The organism is Pseudomonas sp. UBA3153, assembly GCF_002364635.1.
GTDB lineage: Bacteria > Pseudomonadota > Gammaproteobacteria > Pseudomonadales > Pseudomonadaceae > Pseudomonas_O > Pseudomonas_O kuykendallii.
This window is the reverse complement of sequence record NZ_DEYR01000041.1, coordinates 20323-33090: the sequence shown is the minus strand read 5'-3', so window position 1 is coordinate 33090 and position 12768 is coordinate 20323. Positions and strand designations below refer to the sequence as shown.

Annotated in this window: 7 protein-coding genes; 6 read left to right on the top strand and 1 reads right to left on the bottom strand. The window is 65.9% G+C overall.

What is annotated here, in order from left to right; genetic code table 11:
- The first annotated feature begins 201 nt into the window (after positions 1-201).
- From aceE to B2X67_RS10275, 5 genes are all read left to right on the top strand, one after another.
- On the top strand, positions 202-2847 hold the full coding sequence (gene aceE, locus B2X67_RS10295; RefSeq protein WP_090225748.1) for a pyruvate dehydrogenase (acetyl-transferring), homodimeric type: 2646 nt from the start codon (positions 202-204) through the stop codon (positions 2845-2847).
- A 27-nt stretch (positions 2848-2874) separates the two neighbouring features.
- The gene (gene aceF / locus B2X67_RS10290) at positions 2875-4869 is read left to right on the top strand and encodes a dihydrolipoyllysine-residue acetyltransferase (protein ID WP_286785426.1); all 1995 of its coding nucleotides are present in this window, start codon (positions 2875-2877) and stop codon (positions 4867-4869) included.
- Between the two features lie 269 nt (positions 4870-5138).
- Positions 5139-7832, top strand: a complete 2694-nt coding sequence (locus B2X67_RS10285) for a putative bifunctional diguanylate cyclase/phosphodiesterase (RefSeq protein ID WP_286785425.1) — start codon at positions 5139-5141, stop codon at positions 7830-7832.
- Positions 7833-7964: 132 nt separating this feature from the next.
- Positions 7965-8612, top strand: a complete 648-nt coding sequence (gene msrA, locus B2X67_RS10280) for a peptide-methionine (S)-S-oxide reductase MsrA (protein WP_273229848.1) — start codon at positions 7965-7967, stop codon at positions 8610-8612.
- A 107-nt stretch (positions 8613-8719) separates the two neighbouring features.
- Entirely contained in the window at positions 8720-9967 is a 1248-nt protein-coding gene (locus B2X67_RS10275) for an HD-GYP domain-containing protein (protein ID WP_286785424.1), read from the top strand.
- Between the two features lie 9 nt (positions 9968-9976).
- Here the strand turns inward: B2X67_RS10275 and B2X67_RS10270 are convergent, their stop codons facing one another.
- The gene (locus B2X67_RS10270; RefSeq protein ID WP_282340471.1) at positions 9977-10810 is read right to left on the bottom strand and encodes a 23S rRNA (adenine(2030)-N(6))-methyltransferase RlmJ; all 834 of its coding nucleotides are present in this window, start codon (positions 10808-10810) and stop codon (positions 9977-9979) included.
- Positions 10811-10942: 132 nt separating this feature from the next.
- On the opposite strand from B2X67_RS10270, the gene B2X67_RS10265 reads away from it, so the two are divergent.
- Complete coding sequence (locus tag B2X67_RS10265) at positions 10943-12745, top strand: acyl-CoA dehydrogenase (protein ID WP_286785423.1); 1803 nt, start codon at positions 10943-10945, stop codon at positions 12743-12745.
- Positions 12746-12768: the final 23 nt, after the last annotated feature.

Below are 12768 nucleotides of genomic sequence, written 5' to 3'. Positions count from 1 at the left end.
CACGCTGGCAATGAAGAAGCCGTTGTTATTGTAGTTTTACTACTGGGCAATGTGCCCGAATGGGTGAAACCGGCGTCGGAATGTAGTAAAACTACAAGGCCGAATGACCGGCACATCCAAGAATTTAGCCACTTCCGGCCCACAAGGCCGGTGGTGTTACAGGCGGCCGATTTTGGTTGCCTTTCCGCCCTGGAGCAAGCCATGCAAGATCTCGATCCCGTCGAAACCCAGGAATGGCTGGACGCCCTTGAGTCGGTCCTGGACCGCGAAGGCGAAGACCGCGCCCACTACCTGATGACCCGCATGGGTGAACTCGCTACTCGCAGCGGTACTCAGCTGCCCTACGCGATCACCACGCCGTATCGCAATACCATCCCCGTCACCCACGAAGCACGCATGCCTGGCGACCTGTTCATGGAACGCCGCATCCGCTCGCTGGTTCGCTGGAACGCCCTGGCGATGGTGATGCGCGCGAACATGAAGGACCCGGACCTGGGTGGCCACATCTCCACCTTCGCCTCCAGCGCGACGCTGTACGACATCGGCTTCAACTACTTCTTCCAGGCCCCGACCGAAGAACACGGCGGCGACCTGATCTACTACCAGGGCCACGCGTCGCCGGGCATCTATGCCCGCGCCTTCCTCGAGGGCCGCCTGTCCGAAGACCAGATGAACAACTTCCGCCAGGAAGTCGATGGCGGCGGCCTCTCGTCCTACCCGCACCCGCACCTGATGCCGGACTTCTGGCAGTTCCCGACCGTCTCCATGGGCCTCGGCCCGATCCAGGCGATCTACCAGGCGCGCTTCATGAAGTACCTGGAAAACCGCGGCTTCATCCCCGCCGGCAAACAGAAGGTCTGGTGCTTCATCGGCGACGGCGAGACCGACGAGCCGGAAACCCTCGGTGCCATTTCCCTGGCCGGTCGCGAGAACCTGGACAACCTGATCTTCGTCATCAACTGCAACCTGCAGCGCCTCGACGGCCCAGTTCGCGGCAACGGCAAGATCATCCAGGAACTGGAAGGCAACTTCCGCGGCGCCAACTGGAACGTCAACAAGGTCATCTGGGGCCGCATGTGGGACCCGCTGTTCGCCGAGGACGAAGACGGCCGCATGCAGCGCCGCATGGACGAGGTGATCGACGGCGACTACCAGAACTACAAGGCCAAGGACGGCGCCTTCGTGCGCAAGCACTTCTTCGGTGCCGATCCGGAACTGCTCAAGCGCGTCGAGAAACTCACCGACGACGAGATCTGGAAGCTCAACCGCGGCGGCCACGACCCCTACAAGGTCTATGCGGCCTACCACCAGGCGGTCAACCACAAGGGTCAGCCGACGGTCATCCTGGCCAAGACCATCAAGGGCTACGGCACCGGCGCCGGTGAAGCGAAGAACACCGCGCACAACACCAAGAAAGTCGATATCGAGAGCCTGAAGAAATTCCGCGACCGTTTCGACATCCCGCTCAATGACTCGCAGCTGCATGACCTGCCCTTCTATCGTCCGGAAGAAGACAGCGCGGAGATGAAGTACCTGCGCAAGTGCCGCGAGAAGCTCGGCGGCCACCTGCCGCAACGCCGCCACACCAGCGTGAGCATCCCGACCCCGCCGCTGGAAACCCTGAAAGCCGTGCTCGACGGTTCCGGCGATCGCGAAATCTCCACCACCATGGCCTTCGGCCGGATCCTCGCTTCGCTGGTCAAGGACAAGGAACTGGGCAAGCGCATCGTGCCGATCCTGGCTGACGAAGCGCGCACCTTCGGCATGGAAGGGATGTTCCGCCAGCTTGGCATCTATTCCCCGGTAGGTCAGCTGTACGAGCCGGTCGACCGCGATCAGGTGATGTACTACCGCGAAGAGAAGGACGGCCAGATCCTCCAGGAAGGCCTCAACGAGGCTGGCGCGTTCTCCTCCTTCGTCGCTGCCGGCACTGCCTACAGCAACTACAACACGCCGATGCTGCCGGTCTACATCTTCTATTCGATGTTCGGCTTCCAGCGTATCGGCGACCTCGCCTGGGCCGCCGGCGACGCGCAGACCCGCGGTTTCCTGCTCGGCGGCACCTCCGGGCGCACCACGCTGAACGGCGAAGGCCTGCAGCACGAGGACGGCCACAGCCACATCCTCGCCAGCACCATCCCGAACTGCCGCAGCTACGACCCGACCTACGCCTACGAGCTGGCCGTGATCATGCGCCACGGCGTTTATCAGATGATGGAGAAGCAGGAAAGCGTCTACTACTACATCACCGTGATGAACGAGAACTACCAGCAGCCGGCCATGCCGGAAGGCGTGGAAGAGGGCATCATCCGCGGCATGTACCTGCTAGAGGAAGCCAAGGGCGACTTCGCCCACCGCGTCCAGTTGCTGGGTTGCGGCACCATCCTCACCGAAGTCCGCGCTGCAGCCGAGCTGCTCGCCGAATTCGGCGTCGGCGCCGACATCTGGAGCGTCACCAGCTTCAACGAACTGCGTCGCGACGGCCTGGCGGTGGACCGCTGGAACCGCCTGCACCCGGCCGAAGAGCCGCGCAAGACCTACGTCGAAACCTGCCTGGAAGGACGTCATGGCCCGGTCGTCGCATCGACCGACTACATGAAGCTGTTCGCCGACCAGATTCGCCAATGGGTTCCGAGCAAGGAATACCAGGTCCTGGGCACCGACGGTTTCGGCCGCAGCGACAGCCGCAAGAAATTGCGCGACTTCTTCGAAGTCGACCGCCGCTGGGTCAGCCTCGCCGCGCTGCAAGCACTTGCCGATCGCGGTTCGGTCGAACGCAAAGTGGTGGCCGAAGCCATCGCCAAGTTCGGCATCGATCCCGAGAAACGCAACCCGCTTGATTGCTGATAACGCGAGCGAACAGGAGAACATATTGTGAGTGAAACCATTCGCGTACCCGATATCGGCAGCGGCGAAGGCGAGGTCATCGAGGTACTGGTCAAGGTCGGCGACGTCGTCGAAGCCGAACAGGGCCTGGTCACCCTCGAGTCCGACAAAGCCAGCATGGAAATCCCGGCGCCCAAAGCGGGCAAGGTCGTCGCGCTGCATTTCAAGATGGGCGACAACCTGAAGACCGGTGACCTGCTGATCGACCTGGAAAGCGCCGACGGCGCCGCCAGCGAGCAGGCATCCGCCGAACCCAAGGCCGCCGTGGGCGAGACCCAGGAGGCTCCGGAAGAGTCCGAAGCGCCGACGCCGCCGGGCGACGACGATGCCTCGGCATCCGCCGGCGAAGGCGAAGCGCAGGAGATCAAGGTTCCGGATATCGGCTCCAGCGCCAAGGCCAGCGTCATCGAAGTGTCGGTCAAGCCGGGCGACACCATCGAAGCCGAGCAGTCGCTGATCACCTTGGAATCCGACAAGGCCAGCATGGAAATCCCCTCGCCGGCCGCCGGCGTGGTGGAAAGCCTGTCGGTCAAGGTCGGCGACGAAGTCGGCACCGGCGACCTGATCCTGGTCCTGAAAGGTGCCGCCAAGGCCAAACCCGCCAAGGCCGCCAGCGCCCCCGCTGCCGCGCCGAAGAGCGACGCCAAGCCTGCCGAACCCGAAGCGGCCGCCGAGCCCGCGGGCGAAAGCAGCGAAGAGGTCAAGGTTCCGGACATCGGCTCAAGCGGTGACGCCAACGTCATCGAAGTGCTGGTCAAGGTCGGCGACAGCGTTGAAGCCGACCAGTCGCTGATCACCCTGGAATCCGACAAGGCCAGCATGGAGATCCCTTCGCCGAAGGCCGGCGTGGTGGAAAGCCTGGCGGTCAAGGTCGGTGACCAGGCCAAGACCGGCGACCTGATCCTGGTGCTCAAGGTCGCGGGCGCCGCTCCGGCCAAGGCCGCGGCGAAAACCGAAGCGGCCACGCCGCAACAGGCCGTCGCACCGAACAAGCAGGGCGTCACCGAGCCCCAGGCATCGGCAGCGCCTGCGCCTGCTGCTACCGCGCCGAGCAAGGCCGGCAAGAAAGTCCACGCCGGCCCGGCGGTCCGCATGCTGGCGCGCGAATTCGGCGTCGATCTCGCCGACGTCACCGCCAGCGGTCCGCGCGACCGGATCGTCAAGGAAGACGTGCAGGCCTTCGTCAAGGCGCAGCTGCAGAAAGCCAAGAGCGCGCCAGCCGCCGCCGCGGGCGCAACCGGCGGCGCGGGCATTCCGCCAGTGCCGGAAATCGACTTCAGCAAGTTCGGCGAAGTCGAAGAAGTGCCGATGACCCGCCTGATGCAGGTCGGCGCCGCCAACCTGCACCGCAGCTGGCTGAACGTGCCGCACGTGACCCAGTTCGACTCGGCCGACATCACCGAGCTGGAGGCCTTCCGCGTTGCGCAGAAAGCCGTCGCCGAGAAGGCCGGCGTCAAGCTGACCGTGCTGCCGCTGCTGCTCAAGGCCTGCGCGCACCTGCAGAAGGAACTGCCGGACTTCAACAGTGCGCTGGCCCCCAGCGGCAAGGCGCTGATCCGCAAGAAGTACGTGAACATCGGCTTCGCCGTGGACACACCGGACGGCCTGCTGGTCCCGGTGATCAAGAACGTCGACCAGAAGAGCCTGCTGCAACTGGCCGCCGAAGCCGCCGCACTGGCGGAAAAGGCACGCACCAAGAAGCTCGCCGCCGACGACATGCAGGGCGCCTGCTTCACCATCTCCAGCCTCGGCCACATTGGCGGCACCGGCTTCACGCCGATCGTCAACGCGCCGGAAGTCGCGATCCTGGGCGTCTCCAAAGCGACCATCCAGCCGGTCTGGGACGGCAAGGCCTTCCAGCCGCGCCTGATGCTGCCGCTGTCGCTTTCCTACGACCACCGGGTGATCAACGGTGCCGCCGCCGCGCGCTATACCAAGCGTCTCGGCGAGCTGCTCGGCGATATCCGCACGCTGTTGCTGTAACGGTTTTCCGGCGAGCCACGCGGCCTGCCAGCCCCTTGCTCGAGCACGCCACGCTCGTTCCTCGGCCCCGCCTCCCAGCGGGGCTTTTTTTTGACTGGGCAGTCCGCAAAAAAACCCTACCGAATGTCTGTTAAAACAGGTACTTCCCGCAGAGTGCTGCCAAAGTGCCTCTACGCTTGTCAGCGGCAGAGACTTTGATGCACCCTTGCCCGACACATTGACGGGCCGACGCCCCTACCCAGGTCCTAAAACCGGAAGCAGCCGCCCGAATGAAGAACCATCCCGATCCCGCCAGCCGTCCGGCGGTCGAGGTAGTTACGCAACTCCCCGTGCCCTCTCGGTTGGGAATGCTGCGTTTCGAGCGGCTGAACGAGGCCAGCTGGGCTTTGCTGTTCCTCGATCCGGCCTGCGAGCAACGCCTGGGACTGCCCGCCAGCGAGCTCTGCGCCCTGATCGGCAGCCCCTTCGCCAGCCTGATGGAGCCCGAAGCCCGCTACCGGCTGCACGATGTCATCCAGCAACAACTCCAGCAGGCGCCGCACTACACGGTGCGCTACACCCTGCACACGCCGGAGCGACCGCTGCAGGTGATCGAGATCGGCGAAGGCTTCCAGCAGCACAAGCGCCAACTGCTGCGCGGCTACCTGATGATCATCGACGATGCCGCCGCAGTGGCCGACGAGAGCGAGCTGGAGAGCGAACTGGAGGCGCAGAACGCGCGCCTGCGCGCGTCGCTGCAGCTTTACCAGCAGACCCAGGACGACCACCTGCAGCACCTGGTCCGCTCGCGCGCGCAGCAGAGCCTGATCCTGCGTCTGGCGCGGCACCGCTACAACTCCAGCGACCCCCTGCGCGAAGCCGCCGAGCTGATCACCCAAGCCGCCTGCGAGACCTACGCCGTGGCCCGCGCCAGCATCTGGAACCTGGCCAACGAGCGGCTCGAGCCGGTGGCGCTGTATCGCCGCGACATCGACCGGCACGAACAGCCGCTCGCCCTGGATGCGCGGCCCTTCAAGCGCTACCTGGAAGCGCTCAACGGCGGCCGTGCGATCGAAGCCAGCAATGCCCAGCAGGACCCGCGCACCCGCGAGCTGGGCGAAACCTACCTGCAGCCCGTGGGGATCGCCGCGCTGCTCGCCGCCGGCATCCGTGTCGGCGGCGAGCTGGTCGGCGTGCTGTGCCTGGAGCACACCGGCGGCCAGCGCGAATGGCAGACCGACGAGGTGGCCTTCGCTGGCGAACTGGCCGACCAGTACGCGCAGGTCCTGACCAACCACCAGAGACGCAACGCCGCCAGCGCGCTGCACCTGTTCCAGCGCGCCGTCGAGCAGAGTGCCAGCGCCTTCCTGCTGGTCGACTGCGACGGTCTGGTGGAATACGTCAACCCGAGCTTCACCTCGATCACCCAGTACAGCGTCGAGGAAGTGCAGAACCGCCGCCTGTCGGAGCTGCCGGCGCTGGAAAACCTCAGCGAACTGCTCTTCGACGACAACTCCAGCCTGGCCACCACCAACAGCTGGCAAGGCGAATTCCGCAGCCGGCGGAAGAACCTGGAGCCCTACTGGGGCCAGCTGTCGATCTCCAAGGTCTACGGCACCGAAGGCGAGCTGACTCACTACATCGGCATCTACGAAGACGTCACCGAGAACAAGCTGGCGCACCAGCGCATCGAGCGCCTGGCCTACACCGACAACCTCACCGGCCTGGGCAATCGCCCGCACTTCATCCGCAGCCTCGAGGAACATTTCGAGCGCGACGCCGACGTGCCGGTCAGCCTGCTGCTGGTGGACATCGACAACTTCAAGCGAATCAACGACAGCCTCGGCCACCAGACCGGCGACAAGCTGCTGGTCAACCTGGCGCGGCGCCTGCGCAACAGCCTCGCGCCGAACGGCACCCTGGCGCGCTTCGCCAGCAACGAGTTCGCCGTGCTGCTGACCAAGACCGACCTGGAAACCGGCCAGCGCCATGCCAACCAGGTACTGCACCTGCTGGACAAGCCGCTGTTCGTCGACAACCAGCTGATCAGCGTCACCGGATCGGTCGGCCTGGCCTGCTCGCCCGACCACGGGCGCGACCCGCAGACGCTGATGAAGCACGCCGGCCTGGCGCTGCACAAGGCCAAGGCCAACGGCAAGCACCAGTTGCAGGTGTTCACCGAGGCGATGAATGCCGAGGCCAGCTACAAGCTGTTCGTCGAGAACAACCTGCGTCGCGCGCTGACCCAGAACGAGCTGGAAGTCTTCTACCAGCCCAAGCTCTGCCTGCGCACCGGCAAGCTGCTGGGCATGGAAGCGCTGCTGCGCTGGAACCACCCGGAGCGCGGGATGATCCGTCCCGACCAGTTCATCGGCGTGGCCGAGGAAACCGGGCTGATCATCCCGATCGGCAAGTGGCTGGTTCGCCAGGCCTGCCGCACCAGCCAGGAACTCACCGCGCAGGGCTTCGGCAACCTGAAGATCGCCATCAACCTGTCGCCCAAGCAGTTCTCCGATCCAGACCTGGTCGGCTCCATCACCAGCATCCTCGAGGAAGAGCGCCTGCCCGCCTCGCTGCTCGAGCTGGAACTCACCGAAGGCCTGCTGCTGGAAGCCACCGAGGACACCCGCGACCAGCTCAACCGCCTCAAGGACCTCGGCCTGACCCTGGCGATGGACGACTTCGGCACCGGCTACTCGTCGCTGAGCTACCTGAAGAAATTCCCCATCGACGTGCTGAAGATCGACCGCAGCTTCATCAACGACATCCCCACCAGCCAGGACGACATGGAAATCACCTCGGCGGTGATCGCCATGGCGCACAACCTCAAGCTGACCGTCGTCGCCGAAGGTATCGAGACCGTCGAGCAGCTCGCCTTCCTGCGCAAGCAGCGCTGCGATATCGGCCAGGGCTACCTGTTCGACCGACCGATCCCCGGCCCCGAACTGGTCGAGCGGCTGCGCCGCTATCGCCAGCAGAACTGACCCGCACGCACCTTAGTCGCGCCGCCCGGTCCAACCCTGCAGGTGACTTTTCCACGGCTTTGCCGGCATGCTTGTCCGTCCAGGCACCGACATCCAACGGCAACCGCGCCCTTTTCAGTCCCGGAGGCAACCATGGCTCTGCGCTCGCAAATCCTCGCCCACAAACTCGAACTGCCGCAGCCCGAACAGGCGTTGCCTGGCCGGGAAACACCGCTGCCGGTCCCCGAAGCGCACTACGTGAACGGCAACCGGCTGCAGCCGCCCTTCCCCGCCGGCATGCAGCAGGCCCTGTTCGGGCTGGGTTGCTTCTGGGGTGCCGAGCGGCGCTTCTGGCAGCAGCCGGGCGTGTGGAGCACTGCGGTCGGCTATGCCGGCGGTTACACGCCGAACCCCACCTACGACGAGGTCTGCTCCGGGCTGACCGGCCACACCGAGATGGTGCTGGTGGTGTTCGATCCGCAGCTGACCTCCTACGAGACGCTGCTCAAGGTGTTCTGGGAAGCGCACAACCCGACCCAGGGCATGCGCCAGGGCAACGACGTCGGCACCCAGTACCGCTCGGCGATCCATGTGCTGAACGACGAGCAGGCCGCGGCCGCCGAAGCCAGTCGCGCGGCGTTCGAGGTCGAACTGGAGAAGGCTGGATTCGCCGGCATCACCACCGAGATCATCCAGGCGCCGACGTTCTACTACGCCGAGGCCTATCACCAGCAATACCTGGCGAAGAACCCCAACGGTTACTGCGGCCTGGGCGGCACGGGCGTCTGCCTGCCAGCGTGAAGCGCGGCGCCTGGTCCGCCGGCGCGAGCGCGGCACACGCCGAGGTCTAGACTACGGTGCAAAATGCCAGTAAATAGCCAGCAGCCGATCAGCCTTGCGAGCCAGGCATGCCCGAAACACCCGTCTACATCACTCCCGACCAGCTCTGCGTCGGTCTCTATGTCCAGCTCGAGCTGGGCTGGTGGGAGCATTCCTTCGCGTTCAGCAAGTTCAAGATCAAGGACGAGGGGCAGATCAAGGCGCTCCGCGACCTGGGCCTCAAACGGCTGCGTTACGACCCCACGCGCAGCGATCGCGCCCCGCTGGAACTGCCCGAGCCCGAAGCCCCGCCGGTGGTGCAAGCGCCGCCGCCCAGCGCCGAGGAGATCGCCCGCGAGAAGCGCGTGCGCAAGCTCAGCGTCCTGCGCAAGCGCCTGGCGGAAGTCGATCGCAAGTTCGTTCAGACCAGCCAGCGCGCCAAGGGCTTGATCCAGACCCTGCGCCGGCAGCCGGAAGACCTGACCAAGGAGGCCGGCGCGCTGGTGGCCGACATGGTCGAGGTGCTGCTCGGCGAAGACGGCGTGGTGCTGCACAGCATCAACGGCAAAGCCTCGGACGATGCCTATTACCATCCGCTGAACGTGACCGTGCTGTCGCTGCTGCTGGGTCGGCAGCTCGGCTTCGATTCCGAGGTTTGCCACAGCCTGGGCATGGGCGCGGTCCTGCACGACATCGGCAAGCTGGACATCCCCAGCAAGGTCCTGCTAAAGCCGCCGCCGCTGACCCGCCCCGAGCAGCAGTTGCTGCAGATGCACACCGACTACGGCCTGCGCCTCGGTCAGGGGCTGATGTTCGACGACGACATCCTGCGGATCATCCACGAGCACCACGAGTACTGCGACGGCAGCGGCTATCCGCGCCAGTTGAGCGAGGCGTCGATCAGCCGGCTGAGCCGGGTGGTCTGCATCACCAACTACTTCGACAACCTGTGCAACCCGCTCAACCCGCGCGACGGCCTGAGCCCGCACGAGGCGCTGGCGAAGATGTTCACCGTGCGCGCGCGCTTCGACGACGTCGCGCTGAAGGCGTTCATCCGCGTCATGGGGGTCTATCCGCCGGGGAGCCTGGTGCAGCTCGACAATGATGCCTACGCCCTGGTGCTGGCCATGCACCCGAGCCTGCCGCTGAAGCCGACGCTGATTCTTTACGACGCCACGGTACCGAAGAACGAAGCGCTGATCGTCGACCTGGAACAGGAGCCGCAGCTGGCGATCGCCCGCGCGCTGCGGCCGGCGCAATTGCCGGTCGAAGCGCTGGAGTACCTCAACCCGCGCCAGCAGCTGTCCTATCACGTGGATGCACGTCAGCGCGGTTGAGCCGCGGCCTCACTCCTCGATCAGCCAGTCCAGCCGCCAGCCGCCCTCGCTCTGCGCCAGGTGCTCGGCGAGCCACGGAAGCAGCTCGCGCAATTCCTCTTCCAGTCCCCACGGCGGGTTGGCGATGGCCAGGCCGGAACCGTTGAGGCGTTGCGCCTCGTCGGCCGGGTGCACCAGCAGCTCGACGCGCAGCAGCTTGGGCGCGCCGCTCTGCTGCAGGTCGCGGTAGAAGCGCTTGAGCTGGCGCTCGTCCTTGATCGGATACCAGATCGCGACGATGGCCTGGCGCATGCGCGCAATGGCTTCCTGCAGCGCCTGGGCGCAACGCTGCAGTTCGTCGGCCTTCTCGAACGGTGGATCGATCAGCATCAGCACGCGCTTCTCGCGGGTCGGCAGCAGCGCCCGCGGCACGTGCCAGCCCTCGCCCAGGTGCACCGCCACGCGGCGGTCGCCGGCCATGTTTTCCTTGAGCAGGCGCCCGTCTTCGGGGTGCTTTTCGTTCAGTTGCAGGCGATCCTGCGGGCGGCTCAGGCGCCGCGCCAGCTCCGGCGAGCCCGGGTAGTAGCGCAGCGTGCCCGCCGGGTTCAGCGCGGCGATGGTGGCGCGATAGTCGGCCATCGCCGCCGGCATCGGCGTGTCCCACAGGCGACCGATGCCGGCCAACCACTCGCCGGTCCGACTGGCGGCGTCGCCCTGCAGGTCGTACAGGCCGATGCCGGCGTGGCTGTCAACGTAGGCGAAGGGCGCTTCCTTGCGCGACAGAGCGGCGATGATCCTGGCCAGGATCAGGTGCTTGAGCACGTCGGCATGGTTGCCGGCATGGAAGGCGTGGCGGTAGTTCATCGGAGGTCCTCGGATCAGGCGGCGAATTCTACCGCCCCGGCAGTGGCTTTTGCGCCTCCATCACGCTTGTGCATGGTGCTGGTCGAGGCGCATCCGCGGGCCCAGACTGGCCCGATCCAACCGGAGGTACCCATGTCCGAGACCCTGCTCAGTTCCCGCAACCTGGCTTTCGAGCTCTACGAAGTGCTCGATGCCGAAGCCCTGACCCAGCGCGAGCGCTTCGCCGAGCACAGCCGCGAGACCTTCGACGCCGCCATCGGCACCGCGCGCAACATCGCCGAGAAGTTCTTCGCCCCGCACAACCGCAAGGGCGACGAGAACGAGCCGGAATACATCGACGGCGCGGCGAAGCTGATTCCCGAGGTCAAGCCGGCGGTCGATGCCTTCCTCGAGGCTGGCTTCCTGAACGCCGCGCGCAGCTTCGAGCAGGGCGGCATGCAGTTGCCGACGCTGCTGTCCCAGGCCTGCTTCGCGCATTTCCAGGCCGCCAACGCGGCGACCACGTCCTATCCGTTCCTGACCATGGGCGCGGCCAACCTGATCGAGAGCTTTGGCAGCGAGGAGCAGAAGCGGCGCTTCCTGGAGCCAATGATCGAGGGGCGCTTCTTCGGCACCATGGCGCTTACCGAGCCACATGCCGGCTCGTCGCTGTCGGACATCCGCACCCGCGCGGAGCCGGCCGGCGACGGCAGCTACCGGATCAAGGGCAACAAGATCTTCATTTCCGGTGGCGACCATCCGCTTTCGGAAAACATCGTGCACATGGTGCTGGCCAAGCTGCCGGACGCGCCACCGGGGGTGAAGGGCATCTCGCTGTTCATCGTGCCGAAGTTCCTCGTCGCGGACGACGGCTCGCTGGGCGAGCGCAACGACGTGGCGCTGGCCGGGCTGTTCCACAAGATGGGCTGGCGCGGCACCACCTCGACGGCGCTGAACTTCGGCGACAACGGCGCCTGCGTCGGCTACCTGGTCGGCAAGCCGCACGCCGGGCTGTCCTACATGTTCCAGATGATGAACGAGGCGCGCATCGGCGTCGGCATGGGCGCGGTGATGCTCGGCTACGCCGGCTACCTGTATTCGCTGGACTACGCCCGCGAGCGCCCCCAGGGCCGCCTGCCCGACGGCAAGGACCCGAGCAGCGCCCAGGTGGCGATCATCGAGCACGCCGACGTGCGCCGCATGCTGCTGACCCAGAAGGCCTACGTCGAGGGCGCCTTCGACCTCGGCCTGTACGCCGCGCGCCTGTTCGACGACACCCAGACCCTCGCCACCGAGGAAGAGCGCAAGCAGGCCCACGAGCTGCTTGACCTGCTCACCCCCATCGTCAAGTCCTGGCCTTCAGAGTTCTGCCTGAAGGCCAACGAGCTGGCGGTGCAGATCCTCGGCGGCCACGGCTACACCCGCGACTACCCGGTGGAGCAGTACTACCGCGACAACCGCCTCAACCCCATCCATGAAGGCACCCACGGCATCCAGTCGCTCGACCTGCTGGGGCGCAAGGTGGCGCAGAACAACGGCGCCGGCCTCAAGCAACTGACCCGCCTGATCGGCGACTGCTGCCAGCGCGCCGCCGAGTACGAATCGCTCAACGCGCTGCGTCAGCCGCTGGAACAGCTGCTGCAGCGCCTGTCGACGGTCACCCTGGCGCTGCTCGGCGACCTGATGCAGGGCAAGGTCAACCAGGCGCTGGCCAACTCGGCGCTTTACCTCAACGTGTTCGGCCATGCGGTGATCGGCTGGCGCTGGCTGGAACAGGCGATCCGCGCCGAGCAGGGCCTGGCCCGCGGCAACCCGGCGGATGTGGACTTCTACCGGGGCAAACTGCAGGCTGCGCGTTACTTCCTGACCTGGGAAGTGCCGGGCTGCAACCAGGCGCTGACGCTCCTCGAAGCCCGCGACGACACCTGCTTGGGCATGCAGGAGACCTGGTTCTAGCCAGCGCGAGCCCGCACCCAGAA